Source organism: Gammaproteobacteria bacterium, assembly GCA_015709615.1.
GTDB lineage: Bacteria > Pseudomonadota > Gammaproteobacteria > Burkholderiales > Nitrosomonadaceae > Nitrosomonas.
This window is the reverse complement of sequence record CP054179.1, coordinates 3013720-3034949: the sequence shown is the minus strand read 5'-3', so window position 1 is coordinate 3034949 and position 21230 is coordinate 3013720. Positions and strand designations below refer to the sequence as shown.

The following is a 21230-nucleotide window of genomic DNA, read 5'->3' as shown; positions in this document are numbered from 1 at the left end:
CAACAAAATCGTTTTATTAACTATTCACTTAGGAGAATGCCATGATTACAAAATCCAAAAAAATGCCGAACTGCGAAGCTCCCTGCAATGGCACGTTGAGAGTTCGTTTATATGATTCTGGGGGCAATAAAATACCGATTAAAGGAGCGAGCATTAAAGTTCTGGAATGGACACTCAGTAAATGGCGGCATATTGAAGCACAGATCACTGATGAAAATGGGCATGCCGTTTTTGAGCTTCTAGGGGGTGATTCACATCGATATGGTTTAGCTTATGAAAATGCCTTTGGCTTTCATGAAGAGCCGGCTGCGTGCTTAGGTGATGAACCACAAGAATTATTTTCGATAGACTGTAATTGCACCAAGCAGATTAATCTTGGGGTGCCAGTAAACTTCACACAGCAGCTTGTGATGTGTGGCCCTAGATCTGAGGAGCTGCTATGTCAAGATATTGTAGCGGGTCAACCGGCTAAACTTCGTATATCGCATAGTGCTGCTTTAGGGACCCCGGATATTAAATTGTCTTCTAATCAGGGTGGTTTATCTCAACCTTCAATCTTTATCGATGGCATGGATCGAGTATATGAAATAGCCGTCGATACGACAGGAATGCAAGGTGGTTATTCCTTTAATGCATCTCTCAAGCATGCTGACGGCTCATCAATCGCCACAAACTTGATTGGCACGGCAGTGCGCAATGTACAACATGTCGATGCCAGAACAACGACCAGCCTTACTCGGACAGAGACATCTTTCACAGAAGATACCGCGTTTTGGACAGGTATTCGTAATAGTGCAGAAGCACTTTCGTTTAATAATTATCTGAGTTTCATGGATTGGATTTTCTGTGGTAAGCAGAAACCCCGGGAATTAAGTCAATTCGAGAGTGATCGTTATGATGAAAAGCATGTGATGTGGCGGGATAAATTATTGAAGAATCGTTTTTTACCTTTCACAGATTCCGATGCATATCGTGTTGTTAAGGCGGCTACAGAAGCTTTTGTAATGGTAAATTGCGGTATTCATCGCAATGATTTGCAACCTTTTGACCCAGCCCGAGATGAAGCATATTTGAACCGCCGTGATCTGCCAATACCACCGAGCGGTCTGAATCATGCCTTCAACAAAGATTATCTGGTAGGTGTCGATGGCAATGGTGACGTATTGCCATATCTCGCCGTTATCCGCCGCAAGTTGCCTGACATTCCGATCAAAATTAAACCATTCGAAGAAGCGAGCCCGAACGGTGACGCAGATGAATGTTTTGGGCTGCTGCAAGAAAAACTCGCTAATCCTTGCTTGTTGGAACTCATTTGGTCTTACTGGCACGAAGAAGGCATGCTGGTGCAAACGACCAATGCCGTTACGCGGCGGTTCCAGAATGTGCGCGCATCCGGCCGGGATCCACTCGCCAATCTGGAAATGGATCCATTGCGTCCGCTCAATAATGTGTTGTGGGGTTATATCCAGGACGAGCAACACCGTTTGACGGTTAACCGGCGTAATTACGAGTACGATCATCATTACGGATTACGTCTGGAGGGCAAAGCGGTGCAGAACTTCCGTCCCGCCGATACGCGTTCGAAATTCCTCGAAGCTTTTCATCACTTGCTTCGGTTGTGCACCGTATTTTATAAACAGGATGACGATACCACCGTCAAGGCCGACGCCTTCCCGGTACTCAATGCGCTGAAAGAAGTGCATCTGATTCTTTCGCAAGGGGCGCACAATCAGTTTGGCGACTTGCCGTCGACGGCTCGTATCGAAATGCTGATGCAGCAGTGGCTGCTGGCCAGGCCGGAGTTCCGCGAATTGCTGCCGACGCGCATCATGGTGGCTTATCCCGAGCCGTGGATGGATCGTGTTGACGCGATGAAGAAATTGCAAGGCTGGACGGACACCAGCGTGTTGCATTTCCGCAACCTGGGCATGTTCGGCGAGCAACTTTTGCTTTCTATCCGCTGGGGGCATTGGAGTGATGAATTCGAGCCTGTTAAGGCGCTCAACTGGGCACGGTTCTTCCGTCCTCAGGCACAGGGTTATATCCATGCCTACCGTGCCGCAACCGGAGTCGACTTATCGGTCGATTTGACCGCCAATGTGCCCGTGGATTCGACTTTGCCCTCGGTATTGTTGCAAAAACGCTTGGCAAGTCAGCAACGAGCCATGTGAGATGTAGGCGATGATCAATTTCACCTCAGCGCTCTATTTAGGATTGCATCATCCGAGCCATTTTTTGCAACCCTGGCAGCAGCTTACACTGGGGGTTCCGGCAGCGCTTACCGAACCACCCGGTGCCGAAGAGGTAGCAGGAAAATTGGCGCAGTTACAAGGGTGTGAACAAGGTGTGTTGCTGCCTTCCACGTTGCATCTGTTCTGGGATTTATTTGCCATGCTGCGCCAGCAACCAGCGGCGTTGTTTCTGGATGAAGAGGTTTATGCGATTGCCAGATGGGGAGCAGATCAGTTTCGTGCCAAAGGGGGCGATGTTTACACATTCCGACACCACGATCCTGATGCATTGTTGGTTCAAATCAAACGGCAAGTGCATAAAAAGAAATATCCCGTGGCGATTGCCGACGGTTTTTGCCCGGCGTGCGGACATGCCGCACCGGCCGGAGAGTATCTGGAGATTGTGAGGCGTTTTGGCGGTTTATTGGTATTGGATGACACCCAAGCTTTGGGAATTCTGGGCGAGTCGCCAACGTTGCACAATCCTTATGGCAAAGGCGGGGGTGGCCTGTTGCGCTGTAGTGGAAACTTTGGGCCGGACATCGTGGTGGGCTCATCACTGGCAAAAGGTTTCGGTGTGCCGATGGCGGTTTTAACAGGCAGCAATAAACTGATCAAGCGCTTTAAAACAGCCAGCGATACCCGGGTGCATGGCAGCCCGCCGTCAATAGCTGTTATTCACGCAGCCGCTCATGCATTAACGGAGAACAGAATCCGAGGTAATTTGCTGCGGCACAGACTGATTCAACGGGTTGCGCAATTTCGCAAAGGACTGGAAATAATCGGCTGGGATTCCATTGGCGCCTGGTTTCCGGTGCAAACCTTGCGAGGAATCGTTGGAAACGCAGCGATTCGAATGCATCAGTACCTTTCTCGGCACGGTATTCAAACGGTATTGTCTCGGCCCCGCGATAACGGCGAGGCACACCTGAGTTTTTTAATCACAGCACGGCATAGCGCCGGGGAAATTGATCATTGCATCGACATACTGAGCACAGTGACAAACAGCATCGACAAGGCTGCAAATCGCAGTGGCACGCCCGCGTATTCGGGCTTCAGAACATGACAACTATATGCGAGAGGTAAATCATGAATCAAGAACTGAGCTTTGAAACCATACCGTTAGAACTTACTCCAGCAATTACCGGAGAAATGTTTGAGGTGGAAAGCGAGCGAGGAATCCGCCGCTCATTTGCAGGGCCTAGAAACCGCAGTTCACGGCCTGGCATCCGTCCCGGTATGAGACCAAAAGGGACCAAACATCCGCCGTTCTCGAGAACAAGGCCTTTCGTAAAGGGATTGCGGCGGCCGTTTGGAAGCACTGTCTATGAACCTTATCCAATTGCGAGCGAGCCTTATTCCGGCGAACCAGAACCATCTTCCAGTTCAGAACACGTGCGCTGGGTACAGGATTGCTTAAACCAAGCGGCGGGAACGCAACTTCCTGTGACCGGAATCATGGGTCGGGATACACGTAGCGCCGTTCGGAATTTTCAGCGGCAGCAAGGACTGAGGGCGAGCGGTATTGTCGGGCCGGATACGGAAGATGCATTGAGGGCGGCGTGCACCGGACAAAATGCCGGGGAAAATTCCGAGCTTGAATCGTATATCAAAGAACCTGGTTTTATCGCGTGGTTAACTTGGCAACCCAGCAATGAAAAGCCGCAGCTGTATACCTGGGATGAAATTCAGAAGCGCCCGCGCGATCGGATCCATGGTGATGTGGGTGTGTATATTGTTGTTCTATTTGAACGAAGAACCATTGGCGGAAAAACAAAAAAAATAATCACCAAAATCCTGAAAGTTGGAAAGGCGATTGATGATTCCTTCCGGCAAAGGCTGGAGCGTGAAGATCATCAAAAAATACGCGCTAAGTATCCGGAAAAAGTTGGCTATTATCTGGCTAAAATACAAGCAAGCGGTACATGCCCTGTTCGCGGTTGTGGCTCTGTAATAGAACACTTGATAACACGCACCTTGATCCGGGCAGGGAAAATGCTGCCTGAACATCAACGACCGATTGTTCCCATCAAGGCGCTCGATCAAACTCAGGTGGCCAATATTCTGCCGAAACCTTTGGCTATAAATCTTGGAAAAGCCTATGCTGCAACCGGCCCCATGGATGTCCGGAAACAAAGAATCGGGCCTGTGGCAGCCCCAGCCAGCGGCTCCGGTAATTTGATTCTACCGAAGGATGCTATATGGGAACTGGAGTATCCCTTCAGCGAAGCCGAAGAATTGGAGCTTGCCGCCGAATTATTGGCCATTTCCAACGAAGAAGAGCTGGATCTATTTCTTGGCAAATTGTTCAAAGGGATCGGTAGAGGATTGAAGAAATTTGGCCGTTTTGTCGGCAAGAAAGTGCTACCCGCACTGGGCAAGGGCTTGAAAGCAATTGGCAAAGCTGCACTGCCGATTGTTGGCAAAGCACTAGGATCTTTTATTCCGATACCGGGCGTTGGCACGGCTATCGGTGGCGCCATCGGAACAGCGGTTAGTAAAGCGCTGGAGCTTGAATTCAGCGCTTTGCCTGCAGAAGAAGCAGAATTGGAAAGGGCGCGGCGTTTTGTGCGCATTGCCGCGACAGCAGCCAAACAAGCAGCATTAGCCGATCCGCATGCCAATCCCGAAGCTATTGCCAAGGCTGCCTTGATGGCAGCGACTAGGATGCACGTGCCGAGTCTTCCGGCAGCCGTTCGGGCAGATCTAGAAGTGAACGGCGTGGTTCGTAATGAATGGTACGCCAATAGTATTCAACCAGAACAATCCGATCAGGAAGCATTTCTTGGTGATGTATGGAACTCCATTAGCACGGGGGCTCGTAAGCTTTCCAGTGGGGTTGCCGATGTGCTGACTGGTTGTGCGCCCATTGAGGATCGGACAAGTTTTACGCCTAAAGATAAACGTAAAGGAAAGCCGCGCGATATGAGTAAAGTATACGCGCTGGTATTGCACCAAACTGCCGGCAATCAAAAAAATACACCACCAAACCGATACGATAGCGTGACTGCGCATTTTGTAATCAAGCCAAACGGACAGATATTGCAATTGCATCCATTGGCAGCCTACCTTAATGCCTCAAATGGGTTTAATGCTGGCAGCGTAGCTGTTGAATTTGCAGGTAATTTTCCTGATACAAGAGGCAAACGGTATGTCTATCCGAATGGCGCATCACCTCAAGGCATTGTGACCGCTGAACAGATAAAGGCTGGGCGCTGCTTGGTACGTTACCTGGTTAAAAATATGGGACTTACCCATATTCTGGCGCATCGGCAATCTAGTGCAACCCGTACAAACGATCCGGGGCCAGATATTTGGTATCACGTTGGCCAATGGGCGATTAATAATCTGGGTTTGCGAGATGGCGGGCAAACTTTTAAAGTTGGAAGCGGCAATCCCATACCGGATATTTGGCGGACATGGGGGAAAACAAGACAACAACCTGAGCTTGGTGAAGAAATCATTGCTTGAAGTCAGAAATTTGTTACCCGAGCTAGTCCTATACTGAAAGACGAGTGCCATGGTGAATATATTTAGCTTCAAAATATTACCATTCGAGGCTGTCGGAACGCTCAGAAGCAAAACAGTCAGGTCGGCCTTGTTCTCATTAGAGTTCGCGATTAATCGATATCTTGAGAGATTGAATTGCCGTGTTAAATATTTCAACTGATGTACTTGCTTATACACAGAACAAGCGCGCGCGCTTTATTTCTGAGTTGAAAGTATTTGTTCGCTTCCCGAGCATCAGCGTACAACCGCAGCATAAAGACGATATGCAACGTTGCGCGGCCTGGCTGGCCGGCCATTTGCAAAAAATCGGCTTGGAGCGGGTAGCTGTGATTCCTACCGACGGTCATCCCGTAGTTTACGCTGAGCACTGCCATGCAGCGGGAAAACCTACAGTACTGATTTACGGTCATTACGATGTGCAGCCGGCCGGTCCGTTGTCTGCATGGCAATCGCCGCCATTCGAGCCGGTGATTCGTGGAGACGATCTTTATGGCAGGGGTGCTTCGGACGATAAGGGGCAGCTTTTTACACATATCAAAGCATTGGAAGCATTGCTTCGGAATGGCCAGGGATTGCCCGTTAATATCAAGTGCCTGTTTGAGGGCGAAGAGGAAATCGGCAGTCCCAATTTACCTGCAGTCATAATCGCCAATCGGCAGATACTTACTGCTGATTGCGCCGTGATATCGGATACGCAAATTCCTGCTGCCGATCATCCTGCCATTACTTACGCCTTGCGAGGTTCAATCCATTTTGAGCTGGAGATCATCGGGCAAAAGCGGGAACTACACTCGGGCGTTTTGGGCGGCGCCGTTCATAATCCGTTGCAAGCACTCTGTGAAATGATTGCGCAATGGCATGATGAGGCTGGACGTATAGCTATTCCTGGATTTTATGATCGCGTGCGGCAATGGGATGCGAAGGAGCGCGCTTACATGCGCAGGGTTGGGCCGTCTGATGAAAAAATATTGCAAGATGCCGGAGCGGCAATAGGTTGGGGGGAACGGGATTATTCATTGTATGAGCGTACCACGATCCGCCCTTCTATCACGGTAACCGCCATTCATGGCGGATATCAGGGTGGCGGTGTTAAGGCGGCCATCCCGACGCATGCTCTGGCCAAACTGAATTTCCGGTTGGTTCCTGACCAGGATCCGCAGGAGATCGATCATTTATTCCGCAAATATGTGGCGAAGATTACGCCACCGGGTATGCGGACAAGAATTCGCACTTTTGCATCATCCCGGCCTGTACTGATCGGCCGCAACCATCCTGCAACAATTGCTGCGGCACACGCCTATCGTCATGGATTCGGGACAGCGCCGGTATTTTTGCGCAATGGCGGGACGATTCCGGTAGTTGACTTGATTCAGGAAATCTTACATCTGCCTGTTGTGCTAATGGGTTTTGGTTTACCGAACGATGGTATTCACGGAGCGAATGAGAAATTTCATTTACCAAACTTTTTCCATGGAATTGAGACCAGCATCCGGTTTTTGACGGCAATAGGACAGGGGCAACATGCCTACCCTATGACCAAGAGTAACGACTCATATTTATCGAATTTATGAAGTACTGAGGAGGCTAAGATGATCATCGATTGCCATTGTCATGCCGGGAGCGGCGATGGTTTTACCGGCCCCTGGGATACCCGTGCACCATTAGAGGATTATCTGCGCCGTGCCACCGCAGCAGGAATTCGGCGCAGCGTTTTGTTTGCTGCATTTCATTCGAATTATGCAACCGCCAATAAGGAGGTAGCAAGGATTGTGGCAAGCCAACCGGACAGGTTTTATGGATTTGCATTTGTGCATGCGGCCAGAGACCGGGGACGAGTGCATAAATTGATCGAAACCGCTGTCGAGCAATATGGATTTGCCGGAATCAAAGTGCATCGCCATGATGCGCCCATTACCCGGGAAATCTGTGATACGGCAAGGGTTTTCGCTTTGCCGGTACTTTACGATGTGGTGGGAGAAGTGTCGGTTTGTGAGTTGCTGGCGCAAGAATATCCGGATGTCAACTTCATTATTCCCCATCTGGGCAGCTTTGCCGACGATTGGCGTGCACAATTGGGTCTCATCGACCATCTGGTTCGTCACCCCAATATCTATACGGATACTGCTGGTGTGCGGCGTTTTGATTTGCTGGAACAAGCGGTGAAACGCGCCGGAGCGGGCAAGATTTTGTTTGGTTCGGATGGGCCATGGCTTCATCCAGGTATTGAAATGGCAAAAATCAAGGCATTACGCCTTTCACCGCAGCAGGAAAAATTGATTTTGGGAATCAATCTGCTAAATTTAATCCATACTGCACAGCAGCAGTGGCCACCTGCTTTATCCGAAAAGCAGAACGTGCAATTCGCTTTTACGAATAAAGCCATCAAGCAGTGATGCGTAATTAATACTCACTGTTTTCCTGGCGTTGTGCTGCCCGGCGCAACTGTAAGGCGCGGTCAGTTACGCCAAGACGTTGCGCAGCTCGCTGCAAATTACCGTTTGCTTCGTCGACTGCGATACGAATCGCGGTTTCTTCCGTGTTTTTGCTGATAGTTTTGAGTCCCATGCCGCGGCTAAGTGCGATACGGATTGCCCGCTCAAAACTCATATCACGCCATTCTTTCCAATCTTCAGATAAAACCGGCCGTTCATCAGGCGGGATACAACCTATCGTAATAGGACCTTCACCCGCATAACGGCACAACATCCGCGAAATGACCTGTTTGAGGTCACGCACATTGCCGGGGTACTGCCTGCGTAACAGATATTCTTGAACGGGTTTATCAATGGCGGGTACATCGTGGCTCGTGCAGTTTTTTTTTAGGAAATGATTTGCCAAAGGTAAAATGTCTTCTGATCGTTCGCACAGAGGTGGTAAACGGCATATATAGCTGGCAATCCGGTAATAGAGATCGGCACGAAATTCGCCGCGTTGAACTTGTGCCATAAGGTCGCGATTGGTGGCGCAAATTAACCGGAATGACGTGCGTTGCCAGGCATTGCCGCCAACACGTTTGTAAGTTTGCTCTTGGATTACCCGTAAAAGCTGAGTTTGCATTGTTATGGATAATTCGCCCACTTCGTCCAGAAAAAGCGTACCACCATTCGCGAGTGCAAATACTCCATCCCGTGAAGATGCAGCACCTGTAAATGCACCCCGTTCATGACCGAAAAATTCACTACCCGATAATTCCGGCACAATGGTCGTGCAATCCAGAATTACAAGCTCGCCTTTATCAGAGCGATTGTCGAGCGTGTGTATGAGATTGGCCAGTAATTCCTTTCCTGTACCACTTTCTCCGAGAATTAAAACGGACACGTTAGTAAAATACGCTACCTCGATGACTTGGCGCAGTATGGTTTGCAAAGTTTGGCTTTTGCCGACCAGTGCATTCTGAACAAGTGAAGAATTGAGCAGATGATTGATAGCTTCCCAACGGCGGAGGCGGGCGACGATCTCAAGGATGATCAAATTATCTTTTGTACAAACCAGTACGTCAGACGCACCTGCTTCCATTAATTGCCAGATGACTTCTCCTGAAATGGCTTCTTGGCAATAAGCAAGGACTTGTACTTGACCGTTGTGACTAAGTTCGCATAATTGTTCGCAAAATTCTGTGGTTACCTTATTGCTAAAAACGATGCCAGAATGACTGCACGGTACGCAATAATCTTGTACTTCAATGTCATGCTCGATCAAAAGATCGACGAATTTATGAAAAGTTTTCTCCGAGTATTCTCCGACGCCGCGAACCCAGACGGTGATTGGTCTAGACTTATCATTGAAGAAAGTATCCATAGTGTTTAGCAATGAACTGATTGACCCAAATAGATCCAAAAAGAATCCATAAGGACTCTTCTCATGTTCGATAATTGCTTGTGGTCAGTGTCGCTATACTTGGATTTTTTGATCAGCTGAATTACTTCTTACTAGTATTCAGCAGGTTGTTATTGAAATGCTGCTCAAGCAATTATTTTTTTCACTGACCGGTGGTTGACTTCCGTGCTTGGAATTTCATTCTAAAGTAAATTACCTTTTTCTTGAAGAAAAAATTATGTGTTTTTGTTACCGTACGAGCCTAGAGAGTTTCCCATTCGGCTAATTTAGCATGCAGATCATGAACATATTTATAAGTTAGTTGCCGGCAATATCTTCTTCTCACCGCGTTAATACCTTGAACGCCATATCCGATTCTGATTCTTCGTGTACCTCAGTAGCTCTAATCCGGTAGCCCATCGCCCGGTAACCGCGCTGATGTTTATTCCATGTCCGCAATAGCTACTGGCAAATTTATGATACATAAAATATTATTTATAGTTGGTAATATGACCTGCCATAAAATAGGCATTGCAAGCACCAACGTGCTGAGTGGCGGATGGTCGAAACCTTCGCCCACCAGTCTGGCCGCGGCCAACAAGATTCTGGGCGCATCAAGTGGCAATGCATTAAGCTCAACGATCAAGGTAGTGTGCCTTTTTCTTCGATATCCATCCGTACAGGATGAACAGTCCGGTTACTGTTTGTTCATAGTAGACTGAATGGCCTTCAAATGATCAGTTCGCTCGATTAGCACCGGCATTTTGCGGTCTTGACTACAGCAGCGGCAGTTTCTGTTCGATCCTGGTCATTGGCAAGATGCCAAAATGATCTGAACAGCTCGTCATTACAGCGACAAGAAAACTGGTTTGATAAAATAGCAATCGATGAAATATGGGGTATTGACAGGTGGTTTGCACCAAACTAAATGACATGGGCATCAAGGCAGTGTCGGCGCTTAAAATCGCTTCACCATCAAGAATGCGCTCCTTTTTTAGTAGTAATGGAGAAAACCATTTGCCAACCGCTGAAGTTACTTACCAAATGCTGCTGCCAGAAACCGCTTTTTCATTTCACTCTGAGTTTGGTAACGGGGTCTTGTGCGGCAGTTTCCTCAAGCATCAAAATCTTAAGACCTTGCCATTTTGCCCAAACAGTCAGTAGTACGCGCAAAAAAAAGGGAGCTCCCGGCACGATCCATATTTCTGTCACCCGTCTGTCGGCGCGCTGCCAGCCGCGCGACAATACTTTCAATATTATGCTTAGCCGCGCAGCGTAGCCATGCATTTGTAAGCAGCTCAAACGAGAAGGCTGTACCGGCGAAAACCAATGAATGGAACCGCCGCTGTGAAATACTTGTTCGATTACTTTCAACAAATCTTCGCTAAAATCCGCCAACGTGCAATTGCCTGAGAGTAACAGAATATTCCGCTGCGCTTCGGGATAGCGCGACAAGTACACAGCGCGATTGCGCCGCGCCAGTTGAATGCGATCATCGCCGAACGATCCTGCGCCTTTATGATAGATATGGACGTTGGGGTGAACGCCAAAACGCCAGCCGTTTAAATCCAGGCGGCGGCCAAGGTCGATATCTTCGTAATAACCGCGGCCGAATGCGGCATCGAAACCACCGACCGCCAGAAAGGCGTCGCGGCGGATCAGAATGGCATGGCCACGCAGATAATAAGTCTGAATATAATTGCCTTCGCGCAACACGTAGCGGCTGAAATCGAAACGGTTATAGCTGTTGCCTGCCGGAAGAATGGCCGCCAGTTTGTCATCGGCATCGAATGCCGCGCACAGTTGCGGCAGGATGTTCTGATTGACTTCGGTATCGGAGTTTAGAATCAACGCATAAAAAGCATTCGAACGGCTGACGGCTGCGTTAACCGTCAAACCGAACCCCTGGTTTTTTTCCGCGCGACAAACTTCTATGCACGCATACGGCAGATGATCCAGCATCTCGCGCGTTTCACTCCCGGATGCATCATCTTGAATGAGTACGCGTTGTAGGGATTCCCCCAGGTGAGCGACGACCGAATCGATGCACCGCTTTGTCAGTTCCGGTGCGTTATAAACCGGGATTACGACGTCAACAGTCTTGGCGGCGGATTGCGTTAGCGGATTTTCCATACGTTCATTGCTGCGTTTCTCGGAGCCGGCAACTTGCTTCCAGTAATGCTACATAACGGGGTAAAACATCCTCATCTCCGCCACCCTGGATAATTTCCTTGAGAAAACGCTGGCGGTGTTCTTCATCATAAAACGAGCCGCAACCCGCCGCTATCAACCCGTCAATTCTTTGGTAAACATCATCGCGGCAGCACAATTCGGTCTCGGGCATGTAATCGGCCACAACGGAACGGCCCGCGTGCAGATAATCCGCCGCCAGCACCGGCTTTCCCGCGACGACCGCTTCAAAAACAACCGAAGTTGCGAGATCCATGACGACATCCGCCCAATGCAATAAATGAACGGAGTGTACATCATCTGCCGCGATGCTGACATTCGGCAAACGCAAAATGGCCTTGTTTCGTGTCAGAGGCTGCCGCCAGCCGCCACGGGTGTGCGGTTTGATGATGATGTCAACAGCGGGAAAAGCCGCGATCATCTGCACCACCTCGCTGACTTCTTCCCAGAACGTGGTGAAATCGCTTTTGCGCAAGAAGATGACCAATTTAAGGCGGCTGGAGGAACGTGCAAGCGGTGAAGGCGGTTGTAATTGCACCAATTTATCCAGCCATTCGGTGCAGTAACGTGGCGACCCCAGCACCGCGATCGACTGTGCTTGCATGAAAGGCCGGAAACGCACGGCGCATAATTCGTTCGGCACTACAACTTGATCGAATAAACAACCGGCGGAATACATGGTATCCGGTTGCAATTTCCACTCGCCGCGCCGGATCAGGTGATTGGCATGCGGGCTGTCGCCGTGCGGCAATGAAACCGCGCCAAGATCCCTATCGTGCGCCAGGGTAATGACCGCTTCGACCCACTCGATGCACACCGGAGAATTCCGCGTCACCCAGTCGAATACAATCACGCCTTTACCGCTACCGGCAAAACTTCTCTCCAGTACCTTTCCGGCCGTATCCCGCCAAACTTTCCACCGGTTTCCGGCGCCGTAAATTTCAATCGCTTTCTGTGCCAGCGGTTTCAGCAACGAGCGCTTCATACCCGGCGACAATAACAACGTTTGCAGCCGCCATAGCAGATACTGCAACGGCGTCAACGCATCGCGGATATGCGCCACCCGCACGTCCGGCAGCTTGCGCAGGAACTCAATGCGGTAATCGTTACAGACAGTGCGATGACCGATCAGCACCACATCGCAAACATGGCCGGATTTGACCCATTTGAAAATGACCGGGGTGATATGATCGATATCGTTGTAATGACGAAGAAAGAAGAGTGCTTTCATGTCATTTTTTGTGAGGAACCAGCACAACCATTATTCATTCAACGTGTGATCGATACCGGATACCTACGCAATCATCTGACCGGAATTTTTCATTTTTACAATAAGATCGCAAACTTCGCGCACCGCACCGTGACCGGCGGAATGCTCGCAAACATAACGGGCATTTTGCAAAACTTCCGGCACTGCATCGGCCGGACAACATGCAAACCCTACATTCTCGAGGCAGGCCAAATCGCACAAATCGTCACCGATATAAGCAATGTCTTGCAACGCAATTGCCTTGCGTTTTGCCAGTTCTTTCAGTTGCGCAAGTTTGTCGTTTACCCCCGGATAATATTCATCGATGCCGAGTTTTTTCATTCTCGCCGCAACGGCCGGGCTGTTTTCGCTGCTCATAACGCAAACGCCGATGCCGTTCTTGCGCAGCAGTTGCAAACCATGCGCATCGCGCGTGTTGAATTTCTTCAACGCCTCACCCTCCGGCCCATAGTACATGCCGCCATCGGTAAAGGTGCCGTCGACATCCAGCACCAGCATTTTCACTTGCCCGGCGTATGCGCTGAGCTTCATCAGCTTTTGCCGCAACAACAACTGCTCGACGATGATCCAGTCGGTTTGATCGTCGATCTCGATCGCTGTCTCCGGCGCCATCTCATGAATGCCGATACGCCCGCCCAGCCGGTTGCCGAATTCCTCGAGAATTTCCAGTCGGGTGAAATAAAAAGCGCCATTTTCCATCATGCACCCTGCAAAATCCTGGCGCCGGGGACGCTTTAACGGATCGTAATTGATCGGCGTACCGCCGCCAGTCCAATAAAACCGCTTGGATTCCACCGCCGTTAACAAGGAATCGAGATGTTCATTTTGAAACTTCCGCTTAGCCGCAATGAAATCTTCTGCGCGCGTGAGCGGTGACGTGGCTTGGATCAAACACACCACATCGAAAGCGGCGCGTTGCTTGAACTCAAGCATGGCGCTTTCCGTACTGGCTGTGTCGGTGGAAGTTTCGGCAGAACGATCCAGCACCGTCACCCCTGCCGGAAACTCCTCCAGCACTTTGTCACGGATTCGTGCAGAATCGCTCGCCACGTAAATTTCGTCGAAACACTGCGAAGCGATCGCCTGTTCCAGGCTCCATGCAAACAATGGCCGCCCTGCGATAGCGCGCACATTTTTATCGACAATGGATTTCGAATTGGCGCGCAGCGGCATAAAAGCAACCCAGCGCATCAGTTGAAGTGTACCCCCTGAACCCGTTTCAGCTTGGCGCGCTGCGGCGCTTCGATGGCCAGTATCGGCGCATCCTTGAAGGTCAGCGCCTGAGAAACGGCGTGCACATCGCGCACCAGGCGGCGCAGGCCGTCCGGCTCCAGCGACGCCGCATGATCGGTTCCTTTCCAGGTGCGATCCAAAGTGAAATGACGCTCAATCCAGGATGCACCCAACGTGACTGCCGCAATGTCGACCGCAATTCCTAAGTGGTGCCCGGAAAATCCGATTTCCTTGATGCGCGAACCAAAGCGGTTTTTCAGCGTTTGCAGCTCGAGCAAGCACACTTGATCGAATGGCACGGGATATCCGGAGGTGCAGGCATACAACACGACGCGTTCCGCCGCATGGCATTTTTCCATCAATTGTACGATTTGCTCTTGTTCCTCGTACGTAGTCATGCCGACGGAAATATGAATGTCGCCGTGATAATCCCTGGCGAGGAATTCGAGCATCGGGAAATTGAGATTGCACGCCGAGGGTATCTTGATGAACACAGGGTTGAGACCGGCGATTTGCTTGGCTGAAGTCAGGTCCCACACGGAAGTCGAATAACCGATGCCGAACTCCTTGCAGTATTGCTGCAACTGGCGGTGCTGATCGACATCAAACTCAAGAAACTCCCGGTGTGCGCCATAGGTATCGCCATAGCTGTTCTGCGCATTGGGATGCGGCGCATTATATTCTTCCGGCGTCAGCAGTTCCTTATTGGAACGCTTCTGGAACTTCACAAAATCGCATTTCGCAAATGTCGCCGCGATTCCGATCATTTCCTTGGCGATTTCCATGTCTCCTTTATGATTACAACCGATTTCGGCAATTACCTTAGGCACTTTCATAAAATTTCCGGTTATTCCATTATTAATCAATTGATAAACTAAATACCAGCAAAAAACTGGCGATTGCATGCTGTACTTTCAATAAAAAGAAACCGTCTCACATTTTCATGGACTCCGTAAGGCTCAATCTAGTTTGTAACCCAGGTCGATGATTTATTCCCTTTTAAATAAGCCGAGCGGCGCTGCGGTGACAGTAGATCCAAATCAGGAAACCACGGCATGTGCAACGCGGAAAAATCCCCGGCAACCCGCACGGCATCGAAAAAATCTCCGTTATAGTATTTTTTGCGATAAATCGCAAACGTTGTATCGATGGGCGCGGCATACACTTCCAGCCGGTCATGCTGGAGCGGTTTATTCCAAAAGCGCGATTCCCATTGCGATACCGTCACGAGTCTGTCGAAAGGGACAATATTTCCCAAGCTTGATTTCATACGGCGCTCGGTCAAACTGTACTCAACTTGGTAAGGCAGAGCGAAACCGGCCTTGAAGCATTTGAAGCGATCGCAGACATCCGTCAGCTGCCGGATGAAATCCGCCGGTAAATGCCGGTTAAACAGCAAATCGGGATCGGTGTAGCCGAATATATCCGGCAAAACATCGTACACCGGTCCTTGAAACCCTACGCGCGCACCCATGTTTACCGCTGAGCGCACAACGAAAGCGCTTTTTGCCGCGGCGATCCCGGAAAGAATGGCGAGCGTCTCGGTGTCCTTGGAAGCATTGTCGATAATGACCGGCTTGATGGATCGGGCGTTGAGCTGCCGCACACAATGGTCGACGTAAACGCCGTTATTGTAAGACACAACCAGTATCGGCACCGCACCGTCCAGAGCATCGACCGCCGCTTTGATTTGCGCCGCGAGGTTGCGGACCGGTCTTTTATAGAGGTAGCGATGAAAAAATTTTTTCATGACCTAATCCGGCAATGCTCCATTGCGCTCACTCTTTTACGGTGCGGAAATTTTCACTGATTTCCGCTGCGGGTGCGGCTTGCGGCATTTTTCTCACGCGTTGGGAATGAACCATGAAAAGATGCTTTGAGTGTTGCTCGATTTTGATCGAGTCGAAGCGATGCAAAAGCTGGCCGAAGCGGGCGATTTTTTGCTCCAGCTCGGTCACGGAAATTTCCGGAAAACGATGATCGTGATACGCCATGCGATTGGGTCCGGGGCGGCGCATATAGAGGTTGGTCAATGCCGCTTTAATTTTGACGAATAACCAGCCCTGCACAAAGGTGCTGAGCGGCCGGGGTGGCGGGCGGTTTTTGGAATAACCGCTGGATTCCAACACATCGATAATGCGCTCGCACGCCAAGGGGCCTTTCTGCGCCGCCAGATAATAATCGATCAGAGCCTGGCGTTCCTCGCCGCCCGCACCGCCGAGCTCCCCTGCCAGAATCCGGTTCAATGTCGTTTGCAGTTCTTCAAAGTTGAAGCACTGGTAACTGAGCTTTGTCGGCAATCCCTGAAAATCATAGTCATAAAGCTTATTCAATGTCGCCAGATAAGAAACTGCCGGAACGCCGAGAACATAGGCTTCCAAGCCTGTTGTGCAACCGTTGTGCACCAGCGCCTTCGCCGCCAGCAACCAAGGGATGACGTTACCTTCTTTGTTGATGACGATCCGATCGCTGCGCGCCGCGAGATCTTGATAAATTTGATTGCTCTCGCTGGGGTGCGGGCGGACAACGATAGTCATAGCGGGAAATGCCCGTTCGAGCGCCGGGATCAATTGTTTGAAATCCTCCAGTATCGCTAACTTGTGATCGCGCAAACCTTTGGCAAACTCAAGACTCATGCCTATTCCCGCTTGACCGCGGCGCGCCGTCTTATCGGAATCTTTCGCGGCCTGAAATAAACCGATGCTGGGAATGAAAGGATTCACATCGCTGAAATTGGTGTTGATCAGAATGAAATCGCCATAACGATCGCGCAACTTTTTAACTTCCGGATCAAAAAACGGGCGCAATTCCGGCCGCAGCATATCGCCGCGCGGATTACCGGTAATGTGAATCGGCAGATTCTGCGGCAGATCGGGATATTGCCGCATCAAGTCGACATTCTCCTGTCCCCAGGCGAAAACATGCGACACTTTATTGATCGTTTGCGGGGAAAGCCGGAGTGTGAAATAGGTATCGGCAGGCGGATGCACCAGCGCTTCTTCTTCCCAGGCGGCAATTTCATGTCCTAGTTGACGCAACGCCTTGAACATTGAATTGCTAAGACTGCGCATGCTTTTAGCGAGATAAACGCCGCGCGGAATGGACGCCACTTGAAAGTGCGTGAAAGCTCGTGAACCGATCAGCACGGGAAAACCGCGCTCCGCCGCGAAACACGCCAGCAGAATTTTTGCATCCAGTTCGCGCACCTGACTCTCTACCGGAATAATCAGCGTCGAGGCGCAATCCCCCACATGTGTATTTGTCATTTTTATCACGCAGTGACTAAATCTGTTTGCAGTGGTTGTACGAAATCCCTTTTTTCTATCCAGTCGCAGCGCTGCGAAAATACCCGGAACAGTTCCGGATCGCTTGAAATAGCCGCAATCTCATGGTTAAGCCAGAAGGATGGATTGGTCCAATTGAAACTGCCGAAAATAGACCATACCTGACCGCGATCCTCCACCAGCACCAATTTGAGATGCATCGGCAACTCCTCCGCATTCCGGCTGCGTTTGAAGCGGATTCCGGCGCACATCAAACGTTGCTCGACCTTCGATGTAACGCGCCGGTATGTCGCCTCGACGAATATCTCCAGCGTCACGCCGCGCCGCGCCAGTTCGATCATAAAATTAACCGCCGCCGCGCTCCTGATGTGCGACGCAAAAATACGCACATGCGCATTATCGCTTACTTTGCTTAAAAATTGCATGACCGGATGCGGGCGCACGCGCGGCCAGAAATGAAGGGTGGTATCGCCACTGCGGATCGCTTCATTCGCTGCCGCGGAAAAACGGTAGAACAATCCCGGCCGCGCTTCATGCAGGTTGCGCGCGTGCCTTATCAGTTGCGCCACCAGCTCCGCATCGGTCAGTCCTATCAACGCATTGTAACCTTTATCTTGATCGCCGATCTCACGGATGATATCGAGCCTCTCTTCCGTTTGATTTCCGGAGGGATTGAACGAGCCGATAAACGCAATGGGTTTGGGATGCGAGAAACAGTAAAGTTTTTCGTGCAATTGCGGCGCCCATGTCCGCCCTGATGGGGCCGGCAACCCCGGGAATGTCACCAGATGCAAGCCATCGCCCAAACCTTCCGGCCCCGATAGCAAGGCAATCACGTCATCGTTAGCATCGGCCGTGCGCGGTTTACCGGCCAGGCTTACGGTAACGTTCACACCGCGCTTGCGCGCTTGAACCAGGGCTTCGGCCAGTTTCAGATCACGGAAATAGTACGTGACCCAATCGATTGAGCCGCCTGCCGGAACAGCAGCAATGTGCGCCTCCAGCACATTGCGCAGATAACCCGCAGGCTGATCCGGACCGCCAAAATACACCTCAGCTGACGATTTCATTTCCACCCCGAATGATTCATGCAAAATGTATTTTGCACAGCAAACCTGCTTTGTTATCCACTCTCATGTCAGCGCTTCACCGGTCAATCTTTCCAGGATGCGCAGCGGTGAGCGCGCCGGATCGTTCATCGCTTCGACCGGCAAATAAAATGTCCGATCCAAACTATGCTGTCCCGATATCGCACCGTGCAGCACCAAATCGGTAATCGCAATCCAACTTGATCCGGCAGGGAATTCCATCAGTTGGCGCGGCGCCGTAGTCTGATATTCCTTATCGCGCATTCCAAGCGCGCGCAGCGCCGCGATGTATTGATCATACTTGGTCTTAACGCCATCGACGATACCGAGCTGAGCCAACAGCTTAGAAAACCAGGATGGACTTTTGACATGTACACCGGGGAGAAAGCGTTGCACAAAAGGTTCAAAAGGTTCGCCGAGCTGCCAGATGCGCAATCGATCCGCCGGATTGATGTTGGTGAAAACACGCAGCATACTGCGTCCTTGCGTCGGGTAACCGTAGCTTGAGTCGATATGGAGAGCCTGCGTGCTGTTGCGCGCAAAAGGCCGGTAGGTAACCCGTTTGCGGTCTAACGACTGGCGATAGCTGGGAAACAATTGGGTGATGACACTTTCGGTCCATTGCCCATAACGCGCCATAATCGCTTCAAGATCGACACGGGCCGTATCCTTGATCTGGGCTCGCACCATTTTGCCGTGTATTTGTGCGTAATGATATTTCTTGATATGCCCGTTTTTCGGATCGAAAATAATCGTAGGTTTACCGTTTTCAACATCGGGCACTTGCGTCAGGATATTAGCTGTATTGGATATCAATTCCCGTTCCCGTTCGGAAAGCTCAAACCCTCCTTTGGGGAGATAAATAAGGCCGCCCTCTTCCAGCGTTTGAATAGCCGCGCGCTGTACCTCGGGCGACGACATGTCCATACCCGGTTCAATGGTGAGCATTTTCAGGATTTCAGTTTCATCGCTTTTAGAAACATGCTGCTCATTTATCATGCTATATCCTCGACTTATTCAGAAACGAAAATAATCCGGCAGCGAATTATACTGGATTATGCTCATTTTATTAAAAGACGTATTAACCGATTAAACATTCTTTAAAACCGGCGCCGTAAAACGCTCACCTTCGATCAATGCGCGTACTGGGTTGCGATGGTCCGTTGCAGATTGAATGCCAGGAGTTTCCCGAGCCGCTCATTACCCAGCGGTCCTTTCTGGGCGCGTTGAATGATGTCCAAATCCGGTGCTTTATTGGCTTCAATCAAACACGGGCCATTTTCGAGTATGGCGACATCCCAGCCGATGACGACTTGATCCGGAAAAAGGCGATTGTGTGCGTCCTGCACAAAATCAACCATCGTTTCCCAGCAAGGAAGCTTGCGCTGTGAAATCGCCGTATGGGATAGAGGATGCTGCTCGTACCAGCCATCGGTTACCACTCCCCAGCCGCCGCGCGTGCCTTCCCCCAGCACACCGGTATTGATATCGACATTGGCCGCGATACCGCCGGCGTGATAGTTATCGACGATCACATCGGCGTATCGCTTCATGCGGAAGACTGCATTGGTGACTTCGTAACCGCCCGTTTCATTGCGGCAGCTCATAACGCGCACGGTCGCCAGCGCGCCACAGGCCAGATCGGTAATTTCGGGGTGATTGACCAACCGCGGCTGCACGATATAAGCCGTGTGCTCCGAATTCTTCCGCAGAATTTCAAGCACCTGGCTTCCATTGGCGCGGCTTCCGTCGTTGCAGAGAAATTGTCCGGAACCCAGATAATCCCAGCGTATCGTACCTCTGCCGCCTTGCCCGTTGAGCGGTTTGACAAAAAGATCGAACTCGGGAAAATCAGACCGGTCCCAATCCACCGGCCTAATCTCTTCATTCCGGATTATCCAAAGGATGGGTGCTGCGGTTACGCCGTTTTTCCGGCAATGCGCCATAAAAAGCGTCTTATCGCGGATGCATTGCGTACTGCGTTCGGCAGGAACAGGAAGTCCGCCGTTATAGTCGCGCATGAAGCGGTAGATCGCCGCTTTCGTTTCGAAGCGGTTAAGATATTCATTGGCGTGCTGCCGTTTCGCGTCATCGTGCAGCTCAAAGATGTAGTACCAGGGCGGCAAAATCGCACAACGGCATGCAACACCGATTTGTTCATAAACTTGCCGGATAATTCCTTTCCCCGTCCGTTTTTTTATAGCGTATCCATTGAGTGCCGTGAAAACTGTTGTCAGAATGATTATTAAGAAAGGCAGAAGCGGTAACACCAGCAGCATGATACTGCGATCCACCCAATTGGCTTCGCGCCAAACGACACGCCGGAAATCGCGATGAATCGACGTTGCTGCCGTATCATCTTCCGTTAATTGCGAAAGAATCCATCTCGCACCGCTTAAATCCCGGATGATCCTGTCAAACCCTAAATCAATCCCCATTTTTAGTTTTCCTCATTTATACTGGCAGCGATCTCATTACATCATCGGCTTCCAGGCGCGCGTTATTTTATTGTCATGTCTAATAAATCATTTTTCCTCAAACACCTAACTTAGTTACAATTACAATTCAACTTGTCACATAATGTTAAAATAACCTTAGTGAAGATGTT

Annotated in this window: 15 protein-coding genes; 5 read left to right on the top strand and 10 right to left on the bottom strand. The window is 50.4% G+C overall.

From position 1 onward, the window contains the following. Positions 1-41: 41 nt before the first annotated feature. The 5 genes from HRU77_14480 (at position 42) to HRU77_14460 (ending at position 8134) form a co-directional block, all read left to right on the top strand. Positions 42-2171: a hypothetical protein gene (locus tag HRU77_14480; protein ID QOJ21778.1), complete on the top strand. Its 2130-nt coding sequence runs from the start codon at positions 42-44 to the stop codon at positions 2169-2171. 10 nt (positions 2172-2181) lie between these two features. Continuing rightward, a complete protein-coding gene (locus HRU77_14475; GenBank protein ID QOJ21777.1) occupies positions 2182-3297 on the top strand; it encodes a pyridoxal phosphate-dependent aminotransferase family protein in 1116 nt (371 codons plus the stop codon). A 23-nt stretch (positions 3298-3320) separates the two neighbouring features. After that, complete coding sequence (locus tag HRU77_14470) at positions 3321-5702, top strand: N-acetylmuramoyl-L-alanine amidase (GenBank protein ID QOJ21776.1); 2382 nt, start codon at positions 3321-3323, stop codon at positions 5700-5702. A 188-nt stretch (positions 5703-5890) separates the two neighbouring features. Further along, positions 5891-7312: a dipeptidase gene (locus HRU77_14465; GenBank protein QOJ22203.1), complete on the top strand. Its 1422-nt coding sequence runs from the start codon at positions 5891-5893 to the stop codon at positions 7310-7312. Between the two features lie 18 nt (positions 7313-7330). Beyond that, positions 7331-8134: an amidohydrolase family protein gene (locus tag HRU77_14460; GenBank protein ID QOJ21775.1), complete on the top strand. Its 804-nt coding sequence runs from the start codon at positions 7331-7333 to the stop codon at positions 8132-8134. 7 nt (positions 8135-8141) lie between these two features. On the opposite strand, the gene HRU77_14455 is transcribed toward HRU77_14460, so the two are convergent. The 10 genes from HRU77_14455 to HRU77_14410 form a co-directional block, all read right to left on the bottom strand. Further along, positions 8142-9539, bottom strand: a complete 1398-nt coding sequence (locus HRU77_14455; protein ID QOJ21774.1) for a sigma-54-dependent Fis family transcriptional regulator — start codon at positions 9537-9539, stop codon at positions 8142-8144. A gap of 1086 nt (positions 9540-10625) precedes the next feature. After that, positions 10626-11690: a glycosyltransferase gene (locus HRU77_14450; protein QOJ21773.1), complete on the bottom strand. Its 1065-nt coding sequence runs from the start codon at positions 11688-11690 to the stop codon at positions 10626-10628. A gap of 4 nt (positions 11691-11694) precedes the next feature. Further along, positions 11695-12978: a hypothetical protein gene (locus HRU77_14445; protein ID QOJ21772.1), complete on the bottom strand. Its 1284-nt coding sequence runs from the start codon at positions 12976-12978 to the stop codon at positions 11695-11697. A 63-nt stretch (positions 12979-13041) separates the two neighbouring features. After that, positions 13042-14208, bottom strand: a complete 1167-nt coding sequence (locus tag HRU77_14440) for an acylneuraminate cytidylyltransferase (GenBank protein QOJ21771.1) — start codon at positions 14206-14208, stop codon at positions 13042-13044. Beyond that, positions 14208-15086, bottom strand: a complete 879-nt coding sequence (locus HRU77_14435) for an N-acetylneuraminate synthase family protein (protein QOJ21770.1) — start codon at positions 15084-15086, stop codon at positions 14208-14210. Before HRU77_14435 ends, HRU77_14440 begins: the two co-directional genes overlap by 1 nt. A gap of 128 nt (positions 15087-15214) precedes the next feature. Further along, positions 15215-16000 carry a hypothetical protein gene (locus tag HRU77_14430; protein QOJ21769.1) on the bottom strand — a complete coding sequence of 262 codons (786 nt, stop codon included), beginning with the start codon at positions 15998-16000 and terminating at the stop codon, positions 15215-15217. Between the two features lie 28 nt (positions 16001-16028). Next, a complete protein-coding gene (locus HRU77_14425) occupies positions 16029-17516 on the bottom strand; it encodes a hypothetical protein (GenBank protein QOJ21768.1) in 1488 nt (495 codons plus the stop codon). 5 nt (positions 17517-17521) lie between these two features. Further along, positions 17522-18604 (bottom strand): hypothetical protein, encoded by a 1083-nt coding sequence (locus tag HRU77_14420; GenBank protein QOJ21767.1) that lies wholly within the window; start codon positions 18602-18604, stop codon positions 17522-17524. A gap of 63 nt (positions 18605-18667) precedes the next feature. Further along, positions 18668-19621: a Kdo hydroxylase family protein gene (locus HRU77_14415; protein QOJ21766.1), complete on the bottom strand. Its 954-nt coding sequence runs from the start codon at positions 19619-19621 to the stop codon at positions 18668-18670. Positions 19622-19755: 134 nt separating this feature from the next. Beyond that, a complete protein-coding gene (locus HRU77_14410; GenBank protein QOJ21765.1) occupies positions 19756-21060 on the bottom strand; it encodes a hypothetical protein in 1305 nt (434 codons plus the stop codon). Between the last annotated feature and the right edge of the window lie 170 nt (positions 21061-21230).